This is a genomic window from Pseudomonas sp. PME37.24/025 (assembly GCF_055556615.1).
This window is the reverse complement of record NZ_JBVHNK010000009.1, coordinates 1-21,900: the sequence shown is the minus strand read 5'-3', so window position 1 is coordinate 21,900 and position 21,900 is coordinate 1. Positions and strand designations below refer to the sequence as shown.

20 protein-coding genes and 1 pseudogene are annotated in these 21,900 nt (G+C 57.0%); 6 read left to right on the top strand and 15 right to left on the bottom strand.

Features of this window, described 5'->3' with window-relative positions; all coding sequences use genetic code 11:
- Positions 1–16: 16 nt before the first annotated feature.
- From ACZ3HH_RS17130 to ACZ3HH_RS17110, 5 genes are all read right to left on the bottom strand, one after another.
- The gene (locus ACZ3HH_RS17130) at positions 17–310 is read right to left on the bottom strand and encodes a YcgL domain-containing protein (protein WP_447788740.1); all 294 of its coding nucleotides are present in this window, start codon (positions 308–310) and stop codon (positions 17–19) included.
- Positions 307–1,440, bottom strand: coding sequence for a ribonuclease D (rnd, locus tag ACZ3HH_RS17125; RefSeq protein ID WP_465806130.1), 1,134 nt, complete (start codon positions 1,438–1,440; stop codon positions 307–309). Before rnd ends, ACZ3HH_RS17130 begins: the two co-directional genes overlap by 4 nt.
- 123 nt (positions 1,441–1,563) lie before the next feature.
- A complete protein-coding gene (locus tag ACZ3HH_RS17120; protein ID WP_465806128.1) occupies positions 1,564–2,226 on the bottom strand; it encodes a class I SAM-dependent methyltransferase in 663 nt (220 codons plus the stop codon).
- A gap of 75 nt (positions 2,227–2,301) precedes the next feature.
- The gene (locus ACZ3HH_RS17115; RefSeq protein ID WP_465806126.1) at positions 2,302–3,951 is read right to left on the bottom strand and encodes a phosphoethanolamine transferase; all 1,650 of its coding nucleotides are present in this window, start codon (positions 3,949–3,951) and stop codon (positions 2,302–2,304) included.
- Between the two features lie 175 nt (positions 3,952–4,126).
- Positions 4,127–5,509, bottom strand: a complete 1,383-nt coding sequence (locus ACZ3HH_RS17110) for a glutamine synthetase family protein (protein WP_465806124.1) — start codon at positions 5,507–5,509, stop codon at positions 4,127–4,129.
- 477 nt (positions 5,510–5,986) lie between these two features.
- Between ACZ3HH_RS17110 and ACZ3HH_RS17105 the strand changes: the two genes are divergently transcribed.
- Both ACZ3HH_RS17105 and ACZ3HH_RS17100 read left to right on the top strand, forming a co-directional pair.
- Positions 5,987–7,174, top strand: a complete 1,188-nt coding sequence (locus ACZ3HH_RS17105; RefSeq protein WP_367374535.1) for a cyanate transporter — start codon at positions 5,987–5,989, stop codon at positions 7,172–7,174.
- A 56-nt stretch (positions 7,175–7,230) separates the two neighbouring features.
- Entirely contained in the window at positions 7,231–8,142 is a 912-nt protein-coding gene (locus ACZ3HH_RS17100) for a DMT family transporter (RefSeq protein ID WP_465806519.1), read from the top strand.
- A 6-nt stretch (positions 8,143–8,148) separates the two neighbouring features.
- Here the strand turns inward: ACZ3HH_RS17100 and ACZ3HH_RS17095 are convergent, their stop codons facing one another.
- The 6 genes from ACZ3HH_RS17095 to ACZ3HH_RS17070 are packed head-to-tail and all read right to left on the bottom strand — an operon-like array spanning position 8,149 to position 15,060.
- Entirely contained in the window at positions 8,149–9,564 is a 1,416-nt protein-coding gene (locus ACZ3HH_RS17095; RefSeq protein WP_465806121.1) for an amidase, read from the bottom strand.
- Between the two features lie 2 nt (positions 9,565–9,566).
- Positions 9,567–10,907, bottom strand: coding sequence for an aspartate aminotransferase family protein (locus tag ACZ3HH_RS17090; RefSeq protein WP_465806119.1), 1,341 nt, complete (start codon positions 10,905–10,907; stop codon positions 9,567–9,569).
- Positions 10,885–12,012, bottom strand: a complete 1,128-nt coding sequence (locus ACZ3HH_RS17085) for an aminotransferase class III-fold pyridoxal phosphate-dependent enzyme (RefSeq protein WP_465806117.1) — start codon at positions 12,010–12,012, stop codon at positions 10,885–10,887. Before ACZ3HH_RS17085 ends, ACZ3HH_RS17090 begins: the two co-directional genes overlap by 23 nt.
- A 9-nt stretch (positions 12,013–12,021) precedes the next feature.
- Entirely contained in the window at positions 12,022–12,903 is an 882-nt protein-coding gene (locus ACZ3HH_RS17080; RefSeq protein ID WP_465806115.1) for a TauD/TfdA family dioxygenase, read from the bottom strand.
- Complete coding sequence (locus ACZ3HH_RS17075) at positions 12,878–14,446, bottom strand: AMP-binding protein (RefSeq protein ID WP_465806113.1); 1,569 nt, start codon at positions 14,444–14,446, stop codon at positions 12,878–12,880. Before ACZ3HH_RS17075 ends, ACZ3HH_RS17080 begins: the two co-directional genes overlap by 26 nt.
- Positions 14,443–15,060: a thermostable hemolysin gene (locus ACZ3HH_RS17070; protein WP_367374528.1), complete on the bottom strand. Its 618-nt coding sequence runs from the start codon at positions 15,058–15,060 to the stop codon at positions 14,443–14,445. The genes ACZ3HH_RS17075 and ACZ3HH_RS17070 overlap by 4 nt, the downstream gene beginning before the upstream one ends.
- 172 nt (positions 15,061–15,232) lie before the next feature.
- On the opposite strand from ACZ3HH_RS17070, the gene ACZ3HH_RS17065 reads away from it, so the two are divergent.
- Complete coding sequence (locus ACZ3HH_RS17065) at positions 15,233–16,168, top strand: LysR family transcriptional regulator (protein WP_465806111.1); 936 nt, start codon at positions 15,233–15,235, stop codon at positions 16,166–16,168.
- Positions 16,169–16,498: 330 nt separating this feature from the next.
- On the top strand, positions 16,499–17,413 hold the full coding sequence (locus ACZ3HH_RS17060) for a LysR family transcriptional regulator (protein ID WP_465806109.1): 915 nt from the start codon (positions 16,499–16,501) through the stop codon (positions 17,411–17,413).
- 17 nt (positions 17,414–17,430) lie between these two features.
- Here the strand turns inward: ACZ3HH_RS17060 and ACZ3HH_RS17055 are convergent, their stop codons facing one another.
- From ACZ3HH_RS17055 to ACZ3HH_RS17045, 3 genes are all read right to left on the bottom strand, one after another.
- Positions 17,431–17,796, bottom strand: a complete 366-nt coding sequence (locus ACZ3HH_RS17055) for a 5-carboxymethyl-2-hydroxymuconate Delta-isomerase (RefSeq protein WP_465806107.1) — start codon at positions 17,794–17,796, stop codon at positions 17,431–17,433.
- 60 nt (positions 17,797–17,856) lie between these two features.
- Positions 17,857–18,783, bottom strand: coding sequence for a LysR substrate-binding domain-containing protein (locus ACZ3HH_RS17050; RefSeq protein ID WP_465806105.1), 927 nt, complete (start codon positions 18,781–18,783; stop codon positions 17,857–17,859).
- 151 nt (positions 18,784–18,934) lie between these two features.
- Positions 18,935–19,126, bottom strand: a complete 192-nt coding sequence (locus ACZ3HH_RS17045; RefSeq protein WP_367374524.1) for a YegP family protein — start codon at positions 19,124–19,126, stop codon at positions 18,935–18,937.
- A 450-nt stretch (positions 19,127–19,576) separates the two neighbouring features.
- Here ACZ3HH_RS17045 and ACZ3HH_RS17040 point away from each other — a divergent pair, with 450 nt between their 5' ends.
- Together ACZ3HH_RS17040 and ACZ3HH_RS17035 are read left to right on the top strand one after the other, a co-directional pair.
- On the top strand, positions 19,577–20,170 hold the full coding sequence (locus ACZ3HH_RS17040) for a hypothetical protein (protein WP_465806103.1): 594 nt from the start codon (positions 19,577–19,579) through the stop codon (positions 20,168–20,170).
- Positions 20,171–20,701: 531 nt separating this feature from the next.
- Positions 20,702–21,169: a hypothetical protein gene (locus tag ACZ3HH_RS17035; protein WP_367374522.1), complete on the top strand. Its 468-nt coding sequence runs from the start codon at positions 20,702–20,704 to the stop codon at positions 21,167–21,169.
- A gap of 84 nt (positions 21,170–21,253) precedes the next feature.
- Here the strand turns inward: ACZ3HH_RS17035 and tnpC are convergent.
- Positions 21,254–21,805 (bottom strand): annotated as a pseudogene (gene tnpC, locus ACZ3HH_RS17030) (IS66 family transposase); the annotation flags it as partial.
- Between the last annotated feature and the right edge of the window lie 95 nt (positions 21,806–21,900).

The following is a 21,900-nucleotide window of genomic DNA, read 5'->3' as shown; positions in this document are numbered from 1 at the left end:
AGAGCCTGTCTGCCGATTACATCGGGTCGTTGCGTCGCAGTAATTCTTCCGGCAGATGCTCGATGTATTCGTCTTCGGCCGGCGGCATTTGCAGGTGGTAGCCCTGCTTCTCGAGGTTTTCCAGCACGACGACGATGTCTTCACTGGCCAGTTTGCGCTCGGGCGACAGCACCAGATCGAAGGAATGTTTCGGCTTGCCGAAGGCCAGCCTCAGCGCTTCCGGCACACGTTCAAGCGCATCGCTTTTGAGCACATAAAGGTACATGCCGCTGCGCTTGGAGCTTTGGTAGATGGAGCAAATACGTTTCAAGGCTGTTCTCCGGCGGTGGCCAGGCTGTCGAGCAGCGCCTGGCCCATCAATTCGCGGCGCCAGCCACGCAGCGAATCAGGCAATTGGTAAGGACCATTGGGGAAGCCGCTCTTGAGCAGCGCTTCCAGGGTTTTCTTGCGCAGCATCAGCTCCGGCGCGATGTTCAGGCGCTCGGCTTCGGCCTGGCCGATCGCGCGCAGCTGTTTGACCAGCGCGGCGGCGTCCACCGGCAACGGCTCCGGCACCGCAGGTGGCCATTGATCAGGCGACACACTGCCAGAGCGCTTGATCAGATCAAGCAGAAATTCGCCGTCCTGACGCACGGTACGCGGGTGCATGTCTTCGATTTTCGCCAACGCGCCGAGGTTATCCGGCTGAGTCCGCGCCAGCGGCCACAGGGAATGCTCACGCACGATGCGGTTGCGCGGCAGATCACGGGCGCGGGCCTCGCGCTCACGCCAGGCGCACAGTTCACGCAACACGGCGAGCTGGGCGCGGGAGAGTTTCCAGGCCAGCTTGGCTTCGCGATAGACCTCATACGGATCAACTTCGCGTCGCAGGTTGGCCACCAGCTCCGCGCCGTCTTCCAGGACCCAGGCGTACTTGTCGTCAGACAGCTTCGGACGAAGCTGTACGAAAACTTCCGCCAAGTGCAAAGCATCTTCGGCGGCGTAGCTGATCTGGGTGTCGGACAGCGGACGTTGCAGCCAGTCGGAACGGGTTTCGCCCTTGGGCAGATCGATGCCGAGCACTTCCTGCACCAGCCGCGAATAGCCCATGGAAAAACCGAGGTTCAGGTAAGCGGCGGCCAGTTGGGTGTCGAACAGCGGCGCCGGCAGGCTGCCGGTCAGGCGCAGCAGGACTTCGAGGTCTTCGCTGCACGCATGCACGACTTTGACCACGGCCGGGTTTTCCAGCAACGCGGCCAATGGCTGCCAATTGTCGATGGTCAGCGGGTCAATCAGGTAAGCGCGTACGCCATCGCCGATCTGCAGCAGGCCTGCGATCGGGTAAAAGGTGTCGACCCGCATGAATTCGGTGTCGAGGGCAACGAATGGCAGCAGCTGCCACTCGGCACAAAACTGACCGAGGCTATCGTTGTCGCGAATCCAGTGAATATCGATGGCCACACGGCTCTCCCTTGAAGAATGGCGCGCAGTATATATCGCCCCCGGCGATTTCCGCGCATTCACTGAACAAGAGCTTTAGCGAAAATACCTGCTGGACCGCAATAATAGTCTGACAGAAGGAGACTAGCTGCCCTTACGCAGCACATAGACCCGCATCCGCGCGCACCCCGGCAGGAAGTCCTGATGGTTGAGCAAGTGGAAACCCGCCTGCCTGAACTCGGCCTCAAGCTCGGCCTTGCTCGCCTGTGGCTGGACCTCTGCGCCCCCCCCATCCGATCGGCGGAGCTTGAAACGCCCATCAATCCGCACCGCCACAATCACGGTATCGCGACTGACCCGGTGGAACTCGCCCAGCATGGCCAACCGATGCTCAGGACTGGCGATGTGTTGAAACAGTTGCATGCAAAAAATGCAATCAACCGCGTTCGCCGACAAACCGATGGTGAAGGCAGAACTCTGAAAGGTCTTGATCCGCTCCAGCAGGTGTTGCGGATGGTGGGTGCGGGCATGATCGAGCATGTCTTGAGACGGATCGGTCGCAAGAATCACCCGATTCGCATGCTCGGCCAGTATCGACCAGAAGCGCCCCGCACCGCAGGCTACATCAAGAATCAATCCCGGTTCGCCTGCGACCTGAAGCGCGTTACGCACCAGTTGCTCGTCGCGCCAGAACGTCAAACGCCCTGCCAGGCCACGCGGTCGCGACTGAAGGCAGACGCGAGCGTGTTCCTGATCGTAGCGCCGGGCGAACTCGAGTTCGATGGCGGATGGGGGCTGCGCGGACATGTGCAAGGGCTCTTTTGTTGGACGTTCCAGGCGCCGCAGGTTAGCGGTCGCTACGTGAAAAAAAGGTCGAATCATTCATTTTTTAGCCAGAACACCGTCGATCACTGCACCGCGACAACCGGCAAACATGTCCAGCCCAGGGTCGTAGACCTTGCTGTTGACCTCCAGCAGGCCAAGCATGGAATGGAACAGGTTGTCCTGGCTCAAGGGCTTTTCGCGACTCAGTTGCAGGCAATGGGTGTCCACCGAGAACGATTTTTGATAGCTGTCGGAGAACCACGCCAGCATCGCTACATGCTTCTGTTGTTCCGGCGCCAGCATGTAAGGCGTGCCATGAAGGAACAGGTTGTATTCGCCCAGCGATTCGCCGTGGTCCGACAGATAAAGCATCGCGGTATCGACTTTGTCCTGATTACTGCGCAACAAATCGATCAGGGTCGACAGCACATGGTCGGTGTACACCAACGTGTTGTCGTAGCCATTGACGATACTTTCGCGGCTGCAATTGTTCAGTGCATTGCTTTCACACACCGGGGTGAAGTGTTCGTACTCTTTCGGGTAGCGCTTGAAGTATTCCGGACCGTGACTGCCCATTTGGTGCAGTACCAGCACGGTGTCTTTATCCAGCGTGTCGATAAAGTGCTGCAAACCTTGCAGGAGAATTTCATCGCGGCACTCGCTATTGGCACACAACACTGGATCTTTCAGGTTACTCACGTTGTCGACAGTGACTCGATCGCAAGTACCTTTGCAGCCTGACTGGTTATCCCGCCAGATCACCTCCAGACCCGCGTGTTTGAGCACGTCCAGCAGACCTTCCTCGTTCTTCGCCTTGCTGGCGTTGTAATCCTTGCGGCCCATGTTGGAGAACATACAGGGCACCGATACGGCCGTTTCCGTGCCGCAAGAATGCACATCGGTGAAGGCAATCAGGCCGGCCTCTTTATCCAGTTTGGGTGTGGTGTCGCGGTCATAACCCAGGATCCCGAAGTTCTCGGCCCGAGCACTTTCGCCCACCACCAGCACCGTCAGGGATTTACGGCCGTGGGTTTGCCAGGCAGGATTTCTCTGGGCATCTTCGCCGAGTTTGATGAAAGGTTGCTGCGCCGACACCACTTGCTCACGCAGATAACCGACCGAGGCACCGATGTAGTTGCTCGGCACCACCATCAAGCGCAACTCATGGTGATTGCGAAACAACGACGACAGGCCCTGATAATTGACCAATGCGACACCGCCGATCACTGCAACCGATGCGACACTTACCAGCACTTTGCTTAATAACTCACGGTGCCAGCGACGGTAATTGATCGGTGTCTTCCACAACAACCACGACGGCAAAACACCGAGCAGCACAATATAAATAAATAACTTCAACGAGAGTAAATCGCGCACTTCCGTGGCATTGGTTTCGGCAAAGTTACGCAACATACCCGCGTCGATCAGTACACCGTATTGGCTCATGAAGTAAGCCACGCCAGCACTGATCAAAAAGATCAGCGTCAACACGGGTTTCATCACCGACCGGAATGCCAGCAAGGTCAGCACAATGTTGAAGATTGCCAGGATCATCGCCCCGAACGCGACACGCATGGCGATGCCTTGACCGTCTGCTGCGGTGATCTCGAACAGGTGTTGCCAGAGAACTGAATTGAACCCTGCCAATAAAAAGGCACTGACAATCAACGTCACCCACTCGGGGCGCACGGCTTTGAACTTCAACATGATGAACGACTGTTCCTGGAAAGAAGTGCCCACGGCAAATGTGAAAATTTCATTTACCGCGACAACACTAATTTTAAGCAGCCGACCATCAATTTTTCGTGAAAAAGAAGCCAACGAATAGTTGGCTCATGGCATTGGGCCAAAACTTTCGGCAATGAAAACTGGTGTCCTAACTTCACGCCTGATGCAGATACCAGCGCCAGTCCTGCTCACCGACTTCACCCATGAACTGCCGGTACTCGGCACGTTTCACCGCCAGATACACGCCAAGAAACTCACTGCCAAAGGCCTCCCGAGCCCAGTTCGATGCCTCCAGCGCTCGCAACGTAGTCAACCAGTCGGTGGGCAATAATTGCGTGGCCTGGGCGTAACCGTTGCCTTCCACGGGCGCTCCAGGGTCAAGCTGCTCGCGGATGCCGCGATGAATCCCGGCCAGAATCGCCGCAGCCGCCAGGTACGGGTTGGCGTCGGCACCACAGATGCGGTGCTCGATATGCCGGGAGAATGCCGGCCCGCCGGGCACCCGCAAACTCACGGTGCGGTTGTCCACGCCCCAGGTGGCCGCCAGTGGTGCGTAGCTGTTGGTCTGGAAACGGCGGTACGAGTTGGCGTTCGGACAAAACAGCAGCAATGAATCAAGCAACGTGCCGAGCATTCCGCCGACCGCTTGTTTAAGCAGCGGCGTGCCGTCCGGGGCTTCGCTGGCAAACAGGTTATTGCCCTCCTTGTCCGCCAGGCTGACGTGCATGTGCATGCCGGTACCGGCCAGATCATCGAAAGGCTTGGCCATGAAACAGGCCGCCATCCCATGCTTGTGGGCCACGCCCTTGACCAGCCGTTTGTAGCGCACCGCTTCGTCCATCGCCTGCAAAGCATCGGTGCGGTGTTCGAGGGTGATTTCCACCTGCCCCGGCGCGTATTCGGAGATTGCCGTGCGCGCCGCAATGCCCTGAAGTTTGCAGGCGCTGTAAAGGTCAGCCAGAAACGGCTCGATTTGCTCCAACTCACGTAAGCCATAAACCTGCGTGGAGCGTGGCCGCCCGCCATCGACATCCCGTGCCGGCTGCGGCCGGCCGTTGCTGTCGCGCTGCTGATCCAGCAAATAGAACTCCAGCTCCGCCGCCATCACCGGGTAATAACCGTCGGCCTGCAAGCCTTCGATGACCTTGGCCAGCAAGTGCCGTGGGTCGGCGATGGTCGCGGGCATGCCTTCTTTTGGATGCATGCTGACCTGCACCGCCGCCGTGGGAATCAATCGCCACGGCATACGCTGCAAACTGCCGCTGATTGGATAGGCCCGGCAATCGATATCACCGACATCCCAGACCAGCCCGGAATTTTCAACGTCATCGCCATTGATGGTCAGGCCCAGAATGGTACTGGGCAACGGTCGCCCGCTCTCGTACACCGCCAGCAGTTCATCGCGATGCAGCAGCTTGCCCCGTGGCACACCGTTGTTGTCGAGGATGAACAGCTCGAACATCTCGATATCCGGATTGTGTTCCAGAAAGGACAGGGCTTCTTCTTTCGTGGCGAAGGATGTCGTGGCACAGCTCATGGGAATTCTCTTCTATCCGCGTCAGGCAAACGCACAGGCGCCGCCGGTTTGATCCCGGCGCACAGCGCGGGACCTGTCAGAACAATCAACGGGACATGCAGGAATCCGGCGGGCGGGCGTGGCGGCAATGCCACAATGCCCAGAAGGCCAGTTCAGAAGGGAGTACAGACAGGCTCGGCACGCTGGCAGGCCTGTATCGGTGACATGGCTGAAGGCTTGAAGTGGCACCAGATGCCCCCTCATGTTTGATTCCTATCAGCCAGATGTCCATGGAAAAGACCGCGGTAAACAGATGCAAAGCAGCGTCACACGGGCAGATAAGCCGTTAAATCCAGACTTGATGAACCTTGGTTACAGACTGGCTAAACATTCCTCCCGGCAACCAACCTAATTTCTCGATAGCGCCAGCGACTTTTCAGTTTGCCCCTGCTGGCTTGGAGCGGCCTAATCGAAGTCTTGTAAATTTGGGGCTCCGTCATGGAAAACGTTCGTACTTCAAGCTCCTATGCCGGATGGCTGATGGTCAGCGTGGTATTGGTGGCACTGAACCTGAGGCCATCGATGGCCGCTGTCGGGCCGTTGTTGTCGGCCATTCGCGGCGATGTTCCATTGAGTTTCAGTACCGCCTCGCTGCTGACCATGCTGCCCGTCATGGCGATGGGCCTGGCGATGTTCCTGGGAATGCGCATCGCGCAACGGGTTGGTGAACACCGCACCATCATCCTGTCCTTGTTGATCATCGGTGTGGCCACGGTCTCGCGGCTGTATCTGGACAGCACCCTTGAGCTGATCCTCAGCGCGGTACTGGCCGGGCTGGGGATCGCCCTCATTCAGGCGGTGATGCCGGCGCTGATCAAGTCACGCTTCAGCGACAACGTTTCGCTGTTCATGGGCTTGTACGTCACCTCGATCATGGGCGGAGCGGCGATTGCGGCATCGTTCTCGCCTTTCGTCCTGGCGCAAACCGGTAGTTGGCGGATGGGCCTGGCAATCTGGGCGCTACTCACGCTGGTGGCCCTGGCCTTCTGGCTTGCCCAGCGCTCGGCAATCGCGCCATTGCCGGCGGCGCCGATGGGGCGCCAGGAGTCCTTTGTCGGTAACTCACGGGCCTGGTTGCTGGCGATTTTCTTCGGTTTGGGCACGGCCTCCTACACCTGTGTACTGGCCTGGCTAGCCCCGTATTACGTGGAAAAAGGCTGGAGCGAACAGAATGCCGGTTTATTGCTGGGGTTTCTCACGGCCATGGAAGTCGTGTCCGGGCTGATAACACCCGCGATTGCCAACCGCAGCCAGGACAAGCGTCTGGTACTGGTCGTTCTGCTGGCCTTGATCATGGCCGGCTTCTGCGGCCTGATCCTCAGCCCGGAACGCTTTAGCCTGCTATGGCCGTGCCTGCTGGGCCTGGGCATTGGCGGTCTGTTCCCGATGAGCCTGATCGTGTCCCTTGATCACCTGGATAACCCGCGTCGTGCCGGCGGCCTGACGGCCTTCGTACAAGGCATCGGTTACCTGATCGCGGGCCTCTCGCCGCTGATTGCCGGGATGATTCGCGACCAATTGGGCAGCTTCGAATGGGCCTGGTGGTCACTCACAGCGGTGATGGCGGTAATGATCGTGATGGTGCTGCGTTTCAACCCAAGGCAATACGCGCAGCATATCCAATAGTTTTCGAAGGTCCTGCTTTTCGTAGGAGGTCCGATCAAACGCAGGGTAAGGAACTCATGAAACAAGTCGGTTTTGTAGAAGCTCACTGGGGCATGCTGATCTGGGCGATGCTGATCGCATCGTCTTTCTTTGCGGCGGCAGAGGTCAGCCAATCGATAGATCCAATATTATTGACCGGGCTGCGTTTGTTGCTTTCAGCCTTGATGTTCTTGCCACTGCTGTTGTTGAAAAACACGTCACCGATCTCGGCCAGAGGCTTGATGGCGCATGCAGTTCTTGGGCTGCTGCTGGCGACGTATTTTGGTTCGCTGTTTGAAGCGCTGCGCTATACCACCGCGGTCAGTACCGCAACGTTGTATACGCTGGTGCCGCTGATGACGTTATTTTTCGAGGTGCTCCTGCTGCCGAGCCCAAGCCTGAAGAGCCGCTTGTTACCGATGTCGATTGCAGCGATCGGTGCCCTGCTGCTGACCCTCAAAGGGACGGCTCCAGGCGAACTGCCTGCACTGTACCCGGTACTGGTCTTCGGCGTCGGCTGCCTGGCGATGGCGCTTTATTCGCCCCTGAGCCAGCGATTCAAGGTCAAGACCTTGAAGGGGCGTGACCCGGTGGCGATGACCTTCTGGAACATGCTTTTCGGCTCACTGTTTTTGTTAGTGTTCTGTCTGTTTAACGGTGGTTGGCGCAGCGGCGCGCAGCTGTCGGCGAGCGATATGTTCTGGCTGGTATACCTGGCGCTGTTTGGCACCCTCGCGACATTCTGGCTGCTGCATCGGGCAATCGGGGTGATTTCACCGTCTACGGTGGTTTCCTACGTTTACCTGAACACCTTGTTTGTCACATTGTTTCACTGGTTCTGGCTCAGACAGCAACCGGTGCTGATAGAACTCACCGGTGCCGTGCTGGTGGGTGTCGGCATGCTGGCATTGGTGATCACCAGCCGTAACGCCAGAACCGTTACGGCTTGAGATCCGTCAGAGAGTGACTGCGTCCAACGGGGCCACCGGGCTCCAGCGCTCCAGTTCGCGCTCAAGGAAACTGGCCACGGCCAGCAGCCGCTCTTCCTGCCAGTGCGGGCCGACTATCTGGATGCCGATCGGCATCCCGCTGACCGGATCATGCCCGGCGCGAATGACCACCGCCGGTGAACCGGAGAGGCTGAACGGAAACACAAAGGCATAGCGATCACGATCCTGCAAAGACTCGCCATGAGCGAATGCCACGTCCGGGAATACCGGACAAATGAACAGGTCATGCTGATTGAAGAACTTCGCCAGGTGATAGCGAAACGTATCGATCAGAATCCAGTCGCGCTTCATTTCATCCACGCTCAATTCGACCTCTTCGCTCAAGCGAATCAACTCTGTGGTGGCGGGCGTATAGGTCTGTTTGTCCATGGACTGGAACAGGCGCCTCCAGCTACGCCCGGCATCCGCGCCCATAATGAAAACCCGCCATAGCACATCGCAGGCCTCGGCGAGCATCTGCGGAGCCGTCGGTGTAACCTGCGCCACCACTTTACTCAAGCAATTCTCGACCCGTTGCAGAACCTGCTTCACCGCCGGGCTCACTTGGGTTCTGGTGGATTCCCAGGACAATGCGACACGCAATTGGGCCAGCGGCTGGCTGTCGACGAAAGGCACATCGACGGTGTCCGGATCGTGGCCGTCAGCACCGCTGATCAGTTGCCCGAGTAGCGCCAGATCGTCGACATAACGCCCCATCACGCCAAACGCCGACGTCAGATGAAACAGCCCGGAGCGATCGCTGGGAAACTGGCCGGTCAACGGCACACGCCCCTGGGTCAGCTTCATGCCGCAGATGCCGTTGAAATGCGCAGGAATGCGCACACTGCCGCAAGCATCCGAGGCCAGCCCGGCCGGCGAGCAACCGGCCGCGATGGCCGCCGCTTCACCGCCACTGCTACCGCCAGCGGAGCGCTGCCTGTCATAGGGATTGAGCGTGCGGCCATACAACAGGTTGTAGGTATCAAACGCCATGCACAACTCGGGAACATTGGTAATCCCGAGGATGATCGCACCCGCCTGCCGAAGCCTTGCGACGACCGTGGCATCCTCCTGACTGGCCTCGCCCAGCAATTCCTTCAGGCCTCGCGACATCCGGAAGCCGCGCACATGGCAGACGTCCTTGATGGTCATGGGAATCCCGTGTAAAGGGCCACGAATCGTTCCGGTGCGGGCCATCTCATCGGCCTCCCGGGCCTGTCGACGCAGTTCGTCGACAGACTCCAGTTGAATCAGGGCATTGATCTGCCGATTGCGCTCGGCAATACGCTGCAGGTAGAACTCCAGCAAGTCGACGCTGGTCAGCACACCACGGCGCAGCAACCCGGCCATTTCGCGCAGGGTCAACGTGTCGGGATTGAACATACTCAGGGCTTTCCTTTGCTGCGCAGTAGCTTGTTGGGGATGTGGTACATGTTTCTGACCACCAGAGAAAACGCCTTGACCGCCAACTTCGGACGCCGGGCGATCGCCTCAAGGGCTTCCTCGGTCATCGTCAGGACATGCCGAAGCGCTTCGGGCGTGATGTTCAGCGGCGGGTAAAACCGCAGAACCGGGTGCGCGGCTTTTTCATTCATGGAATGCCCGGCATGCACGCCACGCTTGCCCAACTCCATGCTCATCAGCGCTTCGTAGACCGAACCGCGCAAACGCAAGCCGGTCATCAAGCCCACACCGGGCACGTCCTCGACAATCTGCGGATAACGCTGAGCCAGCCGTTGCAGGCCATGGCGCAGCAAACCACCATTGATTCGTGACTGCTCGACCAGGTTGTGCTGCTCGATGTAATCGATAGCGGCCAGCGCCGAAGCGCACGCCACCGGATGCCCGCCATTGGTCCGCCGGTCAGGCTCGATCTCGCTCAGCGGGTATTGAGTGGCCAGTCGCTGGCTGTACATCGCGCAGGCAAACGAGGTGTAGCCGCCTGTCAGGCCTTTGGAGAGGATCATGATGTCCGGCACGATGTCGTCATACTGCACGGCGAACCACTTGCCACAGCGGCCGAAACCGGTCTGGATTTCGTCGGCCACCAGCAAGGTGTCAGTGGCATCGCACAGGGCGCGGATATTCGCCATGTAACCCACGGGCGGAACCTGTAAGTGGGCGCCCCCCAGAATCGGCTCGACATACACCGCACGCACACCCTCGCCGACCGCTTTCTGCAAGGCGGCGAAATCACCGTACGGCACATAGGTCACTTCCGAGGCGTCGGTGCCGTAGCTGCGATGGTGCTGTTTCTGCCCGAGAATGCTCATCGCCGCCAGCGTCTTGCCGTGGTAGGAATCGTTCATGACCACGATTCCGCGCCGGTGCTGCTGCACTTTGAGCACATAACGCATGCTCTGCTCGATGGCTTCAGCGCCCGAGACCATGAACTGCACATCCCCCCAATCACCCGGCACCAGATTCCGAAGACGCTCGGACAATGCGCCTTGCAGCGGATGCACCCGACCTTCCGGAACCCAGGCCATCTGGTTCAACTGGGTCTGCACCTGCTCACGCACCATCGGATTGCGATGACCGACGATAAACACCCCATAGCTGCATGCACAGTCGATAAAGCGCTTGCCGGCATGGTCGGTGACATAGATGCCATCGGCGTCCTTTTCGACGCTGGTTTTACCCAGGCGATAGAGCTTTGCCGCCGAGGCACTCCAATGCCGCTGGCAGTCATCCAGCAGTTGCTCATGCGATAGGGTTAAGGACATGGCTTAAAGTCTCCTTGAGAATCCGGGATGCGTGCTGGATGTGTTCGGCTCGTGCGGTAATCGGGCAACGCAGAATCAACTCGCGGCCACGGGGTGCACTGACATAAATGCCACGCTGATAAAGCTCCTCGCACAATTCGGCAGGTATGAGGTCGGCTGGCAGCGGCAAGCTGACCCAGGCACCGCAGGCGACAGCGCCGAATGAGGCCAACGCTTGCGCCAGGATCTTGCCGTTATTGAGGCACTGCCGGGGCAAATCGTGTTCCTGCACGTAATCCAGCGCCGCCATGGCGGCCACACAGGCCAGCGGGTTGCCGGCCGTGGTGCTGCCATGTTTCGCCGGACTGCTACAGCCATAGACCTGATAGGCCATCTGTTCGCTGCAGGTATAGGTGCCGATAGGAATCGCACTACCGCCCAGTGGGCCGCCCAACACCACAATGTCCGGGGTATTGCGATAACGCTGGAAACCAAACAGCGTGCCCAGGCTCCCCAGACAACTTTGCACGTCCACCGCGATGACCGGCACCGACGCATTGGCCGCCGCGACATACAAGTGATCGAGTAGCACCTGCTCTATCAGGCGCAAGCGACCGTCTCCATCAATCACAGTGCTGGTGTGACACACCGCGAAGCAATCGTTCCAGTTCACTTTATCCAGGTCGCGGACATGCCTGATCGCCACGAGCTCGAAGCCCAGGAAACGCTGCATTTCCAGATAGCCTTGCGGCGTGCTGAGGCAACGTCCATAACTCAGCGAGCCATAGTCGCCGCCCTGGACAACGACAATGGTTTTGCCCTTGGGCTTGAGGCCTTTGCACAGTTTCAAGGCGCCTTCGAATGCTTCATCGCCAGAGCTACACACATAAGAACTGACCAGCGGCTGCGGTAGCAACTCGGCCAAGCGACGGCACAGAGCGATCAGTGGGTCGGACATCAGCACCCGATTGGACAGTCCCATGCTTTGCGCCTGAAGGCTGACCGCGTCGATGACCGCCGGCACCTGAAAGCCAAACCCGCCGGTCAGATCGACTACCTGGTGACCGTCACCGTCTATATACGTCTCGTACTGACCAGAAATGATCTGATTGTTATGGGTCTTCATTAGTAGGTCTCAGCGGTAGCTCAGGGCATTGAAGATACGGCGGCGCTCGTCAACGATGGCCTCACGACCATGCATGACCCGACGGTTGTCGATCATCACCATGTCATGGTCACGCCAGCCGACGGGGTAGGTGTATTGCGCGGAAACCTCGGCGATTTCGTGCAGGAATTCACCGGGAATGGGCTGCCCGAACGACGTATCGATCACCGGCACTTCATAGTTGAAGGACGGCCCGAGAATACTGTTGGCAAACGCTGGGCGCTGGCTGAATTCGGAGACCAGAATCGCCGGGGTACTGAAGGCGTAATGAATCGAATCATCAAACGCATTGAAGGAGATCTGTGTCTGCGGATCGTCGCCGATGATCTGCATCAGATCTTCGATCCCGACCGCCGCCGGGTCCGAGAGCCCTGGCGAATAGTGGCAAACCAGCCGACGCCATTTGTCGCCGGCAACAGTGCGGCTGTAGCGAATCGGGTTGTCCTCGAAAAATGTGCGGCAGGCCGATGACAGCTTCGCCAGTACTTTCTCACCGTCGCACAAGGTGGTTTGCGAGCCCGTGCGCGGCGCTTCCTGGCAATAGAACCAGGTGATGTCCGGCCAGAACGGTGAGTTACCATTCTCGCAATGCAGACCGATCGCCTGGCGGCCCGCATCCACCAACTGCGCGGCGCCACCGACCATGACCCGAGCCGGGTCGAGGCTCAGCCGCGAGCTGTTCTGCTTCACATAGGCGCTGAAATCCTCGGCATTATGGATGCAGTTACGTAGCAGGACGACGCCGTAATGCCCCAGCAAGTCGTACAGCTCGGCCTTGCCCAGGCTTGCGAAATGGCGCGGTTCAATAATGGATACGTCGGGGTTTTCACAGTGATAGGCAGGTGTGTTCATCAGATGCATTCCCTTGCAGATTGGCGAAAACAGTAGCGATATCGGCACGTTTTGGACGGCCGGTGACGGTGTAGAGTTGCTCGAGCAATGGATCGTCCTTGGTCAGCAACCACAGGCGGCTCGGTCGCTCGATATCGGAAAAGCGCCGGGCTGACCAACTGGCCAGCTCATCGCGATCCGGTGCCGACTCAACACACAACAACGCCACCAGACCATGGGCCTCATCGAAAAACACAGCGGCATCGCGCACACCGGGGTATTCGCGGTATTCCAACTCGACCTGCTCCGGGCTGACGTTGCGGCCATTGGGCAGGCAGATCACATTTTTCTTGCGACCGCGAACATAGAGAAAGCCATCAGCATCCAGCTCCCCCAGATCCCCGGTGTCCATCCAGCCGTCGTCGGACATCGAACAGGCGCTCGGGTCTTTGCCCGAGTAGCCGCTGAACAACGAACTGCTCTTGACCTCAATGGTCTGGTCGGCGCCGATGCGCACCTGAACATGCGGCAACGGCCTGCCCACACTGCCCAGACGTTGGTGCTGCACGGTATTCATACTGACGACCGAGGCATTCTCGGAGAGCCCGTAACCCTGGAACACCGGGATACCGTCCTCAGCGAGGGCATGCAAGATATCGATGCTGACGGCCGCGCCGCCGCAAGTGATATGCACCCCCGAATGCAGGTAACGAGACAGGCGCTCACCCTGCACGCCGCCTTCGGTCAAGAGTTCGTGAAAGCGATTGAGCATCACCGGTGGTACCGTCAAGGCCGTCGGTTCGACCCGCAGGATCCACTCGATCAAACGCTGCGGTGACGTTCCCGGCTCCCCCAGCAACGCCTCGCCTTCAGGCAGAAAATGTACGATCCCACCGGCCAACAGCGGCAAATACGCGGCGGTCACTTGCTCCAGCAGCAGGCTCAACGGCACCAGTGACAGGTAGCTGCGATGGGCATCGACCGGCATCCACTGGCGCAGGGAAGCCAACACCGCCCCCACCGCCGCCGTGCTCAGGCGCACGCCCTTGGGCCGGCTGGTAGTCCCCGAGGTGTGAATGATTTTGCAGATCCAGGCGCTATCGCCGTCCGGTTCTCGCAACAACGGCTGCTCCAGGGCAGGTTCGCCGATACGTCTGAGGCGACTGTCGGGAAAGTCCAGCATCCACCGTTCAGCCAGCGTCCGCTCGCCCGCGGCATCCACCAGAAATCCGTCACAACGCTCGGCAAGGTGCTCGGCCTGGGACTGACTGAATGCCAGCGGCAAAGGCAGTGCGGTAATTCCGGCAAACAGACAAGCCAGATCGGCAATCAGCCAGTCACTGCTGTTACGCGTCGCAATCCCCAGCACAACGTGGTCGCCGTGAGCCGCCGTGGAGAAACGTCGCTGCAGTTCTGCCGCCAGATTCAGCGCCCGGGATTCCAACTCGCCATAGGTCATGACAGCGGCGTGTTCCAGGCCGCTCGGAGCACAATCGATAGCACAGACCTTCTGGCGATTGACCTGCAACGCAAGCCGCAAATCCGCAATGAAACGACCGCTCATGACTGCGCCCTCGCCGGCAAATTGCTCGGCAACTGGGTGAACAAAGTACCGAGGGTCATAGCGGCGAATCGCGAACGTTTCGGGTCCACACGGATAAAACCGGTGACGGGTAATTTCGAGTAGTAGGTACCCCAGTTCTTGCCACCATCGTCGGCCAGACGCTGAGGGTCCGCCGTGAGTAGTGGTTCGAAATCGATCTGGCAGCTTTCCATCATTTTCCGGACCCGGGGCGTAACGGTGCAGAGCAAATATTGAGCCCCCATGCACCAGGACAACAACGGAACCATGTTGACCATGATCATTCCGGCCGTCAGATGATGAGAAATCAAACTGCCTATTTCAGCAATAACTGACCGATCAATCATCTTTTCAAAACGCTGGGACAGAATCGTTTCTATCGGTTGCGACAGGTATTGCTCCGAGAAAAGTGTGCGGTCATCCGCAAAAGTTATACCGGCGCAAGAAAGAATCCGTTCCTCACTGTCCTGGGTGACCGCAAAATACTGCGGGCTCGGTTCTACGGATGCCTTATAAGAGCTGCGAAACTTTTCTTTCACAACTTCAGTCGCCTGCATCCATAACGGCGTTTGACTTTCCGTGACGCGTACCAACACTTCGCCCTCCTATCCCTGCTCAGGGTTCTCTGTAAGTGGAATGAGAATATATGAGGAAATTTCCGACAGACTATTTAAAAAACCAATTGCTTCCACTAATATATAAATAAACAACCCTGTCACAAAACACGACGTAAAGTGACACACATGGATTTTCACCGAGAAGGATTTTATGCTTAATAGCAATCTGCTAAGAAAACTGGATATGCAGGATCTTATGGTTTTCGTGGCTGTGTATGAACAAAGAAGCGTCACCGAGGTCTCCGAAACCCTTTGCGTCAGCCAGTCCACGGTGAGTTACTGCCTGAAAAAGCTGCGCACGAGTTTCGACGACGAGCTCTTCATCAATACCCGCAATGGCATGTGGCCAACACACAAAGCCGCCACGATGTACAGCCATGTTCTCAAAATCCTGAAAACCATAAACATCTGCCATTCCGGATTCCACTCATTCGACCCAGCGCAAAAAGAGATCACTTTTAACATTTGCGCCCCTGAATATTTTGAACTTCTGATACTGCCAAACTTATTAAAACGTTTTATCGGCAGTAGCTTTCCGGTCATTGTAAACATCCAGAAATTCCACAAAGATATTCCTAACGAAGAACTTATGGATGGCCGTTTCGATCTGGTTATTTGTTTCGGCCCCAACTTTCATCACGGCGCTAAAAACCTGAAGTCACAAGTACTGCTGGAAGATGACCTGGTCTGCGTCGTCGATAAAAACTTCGCGCCTCCAGAGGGCGAGTTCAGCCTGGACACCTTTGTCGCACGCCAGCATATCTTCCCGACGCCATGGACTTCAGACACCAATATGGTGGATGGCTGGCTCAGCAAATGGGACTACACCCGCCAAATTGTGGCACGGGCCAATAGTTACGTTGCGGCACTCAACATGATCCCCGGGACCGATTTTGTTCTCACTCTGCCTCGGCGCATCCAGATGCTGATCAGTAATGAAGCCAGATTCAGCCACTGCAAACCGCCGACGGGTTTACCGAACTTCACGCTGGACATGTTATGGAGCGAGAAACCAGGTCAAGACAGCGCCAATAACTGGTTTCGCGAACAAATTGTCAGCGTGTGTGCACAAGACGGCTTACTGTAATAAGACTTATTAACATATAGCTTTGCTGGAACCGACCACTGCCAAGTGTCCGGGCGTAACTTCAGCGCTTGGGTGGTGGGTATTCAGTGCCTGGCAGCCTGATACCGATCACTTTCAAGCCGTGCGCGCTGATCCAGAAAATCCCGGAAAGCCCCTCCAGGCCAGAACTCGATGGGCGATTGAATGCTCAGGTCGTGTTACCTACACGTTGTGTCCCACATCTGACAATGAAGCTTCCTACAAGGTATTCTCCTGGCACTATCGTTCCGTTATCCTTTTATGGATAGATCTCGTTCAAAACAGAACAGGGAGTTCATCGAGATGGGGCAGATGCTTAACAGCAATTTACTTAGAAAGCTCGATATGCAGGACCTCATGGTGTTCGTCGCCGTGTATGAACAAAGCAGCGTCACCGCCGTCTCCGAAACCCTCGGGGTCAGCCAGTCCACCGTCAGCTATTCGCTGAAAAAGCTGCGCACCGGCTTCGAAGATGATTTGTTCATCAACACCCGATCAGGAATGCGTCCAACCTACAAAGCCACCACCATGCACGAGCATGTGCTGAAGATTCTGGAAGGTATCAACTTCTGCCATTCCGGAGCTCAAGCCTTTGATCCGACTCTAAAAGCAGTCACCTTCAACATTTGCGCGTCGGAATACTTCGAACTGCTGGTATTGCCGCGGCTGTTGAGGAACTTCGACTTCGCCAACCTGCCAGTGATCGTCAATGTGCAAAAACTCGATACCGCCCTGCCCGTCGATGAACTGCGCGATGGCAGTCTCGATCTGGTGATCTGCTTCGGTCCCGATTCTCAACACAGCCACACTGGCTTCAAATCCCGGAGGCTGGTTGAAGACGAGCTGGTTTACGTCTTCGATAAACGCGCAACCCCGCCGGAATTGCGCCCACGTTTGCGATCGCTCATGGAACATCGTCACGTGCTCCCTCCACACAGGACCTTCGACCCCCATAGAGCCGATCACAAACGACAGCTTATCGAGCGATCCAACAGCTACAGGGCAGCCCTCAAGATGATAACCGGCACCGACCTCATCCTGACGCTACCGCGGCGCATTCAAACGCTGCTGGCCAATGAGGCGGTATTCAGTCATTGCGAAGCACCTAATGGCTTGCCAGCACTTACTCTTGACATGCAATGGAGCGAAGCCAGCGATCAGGACAGCGCCAATACCTGGCTTCGTGAGCAAGTGATCAAAGCCTGTGGGGAACAAGGTTTGCTCTGAGCCCAAAACCTGGCCTGTCAGAGGCCAATGGCAGCCTTGGTGTAGGACTCACGATCAATATCCAGAATTTCCGCACACAACTGCACTTCTACGTTGGCCGGCCATTCGCACAAGTCCTGCAACACTGCCAACAGGCTTTGCGACAACTGCGTCTTGATCTCCGCCGAACGCCCGCTCAACAGTGCCAGCTTGATATGCACAAAAGCCCGCTCGCCCAGTGCGGTGCCAACCTTGAAGCTTTCGACCTTCACTGCACGGCTTTTGATATCGAACTCGGCCGCAAACTGACCGGAAGCCATCAACGCATTGTTGAGTCGCATCAACGCCACGTCGGCATTCAGTTCGGGCAAGTTAGCGGTGTATTCCATGTGCAGGTGGGGCATGACGGGGCTCCTGAAGATTGGCAGAAAGATTGTACATATAACACAGCGCCGCTGCCCTACTCACTGGGACAGAGGAAGGATCGGCCGCTCACTCATGAACGCCTCTAGACGCGACCGTAACCACCGTTCAGCTGGATCGCTGTCAACATGGCTGAGCCAGACCATGGACAGGTCCAGGGTTGGCGTCTTGAACGGAAACGGCTCCTTGAACAACTGACCGGACGCAGCCATCGCTTCGGCCGTGTAATCAGGCAGGCTGGCGATCAGATCGGTGCCGGCGAGCAAGGCCGGCAACGAGCTGTATTGCGGGACAGACAACACTACCTGACGCGTACGACCGATCTCTGCCAGCCACTCATCGGCGTAGCCACTGACATTGGCGGTGTGAGACACCAACACATGCGGCCGCGAGCAATATTCATCGAGGGTCAGCGGTGTATCTGATGCATCTGCACGCAAAACACTGGGCTGGATGTGTCGCAGCAATTTGCGCTTGGCGTTGGCCGGCAGGCCGCGGGTCTGGCTGATACCAACGGTGATATCACCAGAGGCCAGCAGGTCGGGAATGCGCCAGTAGTCGACATGCTGGACCACGAACACCACCTTCGGCGCTTCCTGGCGCAAAGCCCGCAGCAGCGGCGGCAACAGGCCGAACTCGACATCGTCCGACAGCCCGATGCGAAAAGTCATGGTACTGCTGAGTGGATCGAAATCGTGGGTCAGGCTCAAGGCCACCGACAGCGAATCCAGCGCCGGCGACAAGTGCTGAATAATTTCCTCGGCCCGCGCCGTCGGCTCCATGCGATGGCCAACCCGAATAAACAGCGGATCATTGAACATCGTCCGCAAACGATTCAACGCCGCACTGATGGTCGGCTGACCGAGGAACAGCTTCTCCGCCACCCGTGTGACGTTGCGTTCGAGCATCAATGTCTCGAACACCACCATCAGGTTGATGTCGGCCTTGCGCAGTTCGTTGCGATTCATCCCTTGCACCCCGGTCCCCAAGACTTGGGGGACAGTTTAGGGAGGTGTCGTAATCGGCGTCTATGCAGGCTGGCAAATGACCTGATCGATAAAAACAGGGCGCCCGAAAAAACGAAGCTGCTCCGACTGAGCAGCTTCACCGCCCTGGAGCTTATATCTCCTTGACCGGGGTCTGATCATGAGTCCCTTTGATCAAACTGATGGCGTGCACGCAATCAGACTTGTTGAGGTAAGCCTCCCCACTGGCAATCGTTTCATGATTCCCCGCCCGCAAACGCCAGCGCCATTGGCCCTTGCCAGTTTGTGCGATACCACGGGTTTGCCTGTAAATCTCAAAATACATTGATCGCTCCTTGCGACTGCTGATTACGACAGATCAGTGATCTGCGAAACCAGAGTAGATGAGGAATTTCTGAGGCAATGTCTTTCAATGTGAGGGGATATTTCGAAGAAAAACCCTTTATTCGCGGGACGATCAATAGATACGGGGGGCGGTAATTAAAGAGACTCGGCGGAGTCAGTTTTCCCGTGAATATGCATATTTTTCTTACGCTGCTATGCCGATTCATCCGACACTGGAAGCAATCGTGGGCTTGGACGAGCGCGCTGTGTAGTAAATGAAAACGGGCGACTATAAGGCCGCCCGTTTCACGCTCCAATAAAGACAGTGCCGCTAATACCCTCCGTGGAAGGATCCCGGATTGACTCGCATCGCCCCAGCCATTGGTTCTCTGGATATACTGGGCCTGCTTCACAAGCCCAAATATCCACCCACGTTCAGTTCATGGATCGAATGAAAACATATCTCACTCTTCCGTTAGCAATGACTCTCGCTTTTGTAATGACCGGTTGTGGCAGCCGCCAAGTGAGTGTTCAACCCTCCTCCAAGCCGGTGGCCCCACTGGCATCGGATGAGCATCATGCAAGCCTTACCTTCCGCACCCTCGGCGGCGCAGGTGATCATCCGGTCAGCTATTCCCTGGGGCCTGCCGACGCGAGTGAGTACGCCATGTCTTCCGCTGGCGAGCGTGTCTACGATGCAAACTACTTCCAGCGCATACCGGGTTACCTGAAGAAAATGGCAGGTGGCACAGACAGTATTGATAAGTTGGTAGAGGCCGAAAAAACCCTGAAAGTGAATGCGGCAGTGAAAAGGCAGATAGCCACCCTCAACGGTATTCCCATGCATTCATTGTTCGGCTACTCCATAACGCCGCAGCCTGCCCCACTGGTATTCACACCGAAACCGCATAAGAACTACCTCATCGAAACGGTGATCGCGGATAACTACATCATGAAGGTTTATGAGATTTCCACGACGGGTGAGCGCAAAGAGGTGAGTGTGACTGTTGGCGCTGATGGAGACCTGACCCAACCTGCCGATTGAAATCTAAATCAGAGAGAAAGAGTACATAGGGCAAACGAGGGGCAGGCCATATTTTATCGAAGAGGCAATGCCACTTACTCAAAAAAACTTGGTCTGCCCTCTCTTCTCATTTTTGTAAAGGAGTAGTGTGATGTTTCCACGATATTTCCGCTGGATTTCGGTATTGGGTGCTTTCGCTGCCCTAGCAGTGTTCATATTTTTCGGCCTTCGAGTGTTTACCGGTCAGGCGCCAGCTACGGATCTAATCCGACCAGTAATTGCGGCTATCGTATTTGCTTGGGCTTTCACTCAATCGACCAAACCCTAACTGGGCTTGATCTCGTCGCCAGATGAAAGAGGAATAGATTTGAACGGCACTTAGTTAGTGAAGTCAGTTCAGGCCTGGGCAGACAGCTCACGCAGTGCTCGCCCTGATAACCACCCCGTATTGGCCGAGTGCTCCCCCGGGGTATTGTGTCAGGCTATGCCGTTTTCACCCGTAGCTCCTAGTTTCGCTAGGGGCTTTTTCATGCTCAGGACGAGTCATTCAAGATGTTGATGAAGCTGGCGCCGAAGAAGCGGCGCAACCCGCGTAATTTCTATCTGGGTATCGCTGCGGTGGTACTGATTGCCGGGATTGGACGCTATTTCGCGCTCAAGGCCGAGCAGGAGAAGGTGGCCCAACAGGCGCTGCTGGTCGAGCGCCTCGCCCAGTTGAACGCGACCCTGCCAAAGCAACTGGATGCAATTACCACCCTTGAGTACGTCGGTTTGACGTACGGTGACACGATCTTCTACCGCTACAGGATCGACTTAGCAGCGAGCAGCCTCTCCGAGGAACGCAAGGTCAGCATGGAGGCGAGAATACGCCGTGATCTGGAGCAACTGGCCTGCAAGGAACCGCAGTTGCTGGCGATGATGCGCAGGTTCAAGTTTCACCAGGAGCATTACTACCTGGCCAGGAACAGCACACTCTTTTCCATTGAGCTTCACCCTGAACAGTTGAGCTGCCCAGGATGATGCCGATAAGGTGGGCGCCGTCGCTCGTTCATCGCCTCAGGCCATTCCCTAGACCGCAAGCGTCCAGCCAATCGTCTTGCATGACTAGGCCGGCATCCACTTATGCGGCAGCAGTTGATCAATCTCACTTGCCTGCTGTGTCGGCAGACGAGTCAAAACGTCCTTAATGTAAGCATACGGATCATGCCCATTCATACGCGCCGACTGGATCAAGCTCATGATCGCAACGGCCCGTTTGCCACTGCGCAGCGATCCAGCAAATAACCAGTTCGAGCGTCCAAGTGCCCATGGTCGGATCTGGTTTTCGACTGGATTGTTGTCGATGGGTACAGCCCCATCTTCCAGGTAGCGCGTCAGCGCTACCCAGCGTTTAAGGGTGTAATCTAAGGCTTTGGCCGTCGCTGATCCGTTGGGAACAAGATCGCGCTGGGTCAACATCCAGTCGTGCAGGGCTTTCACTAATGGCGCCGCTTTTTCTTGCCGTATCCGCAAGCGATCCTCATCACTCATGTCCAGCGCTTGGCGTTCAACTTCGTACAAACCGCCAATCGAGTGCAGCGCCTGTTCTGCCAACTGACTTTTATTCGCCACGTGCTGATCGAAAAACTTGCGCCGGGCGTGGGCCATGCAGCCGACTTAAAAAAGACTAAAAAATGTCTAGTCCTGAAATAGGTTTACACCTGTTTCAGTCTCAAAACGCCCGATGCACCGCATCGGGCGTTTTGTATTTC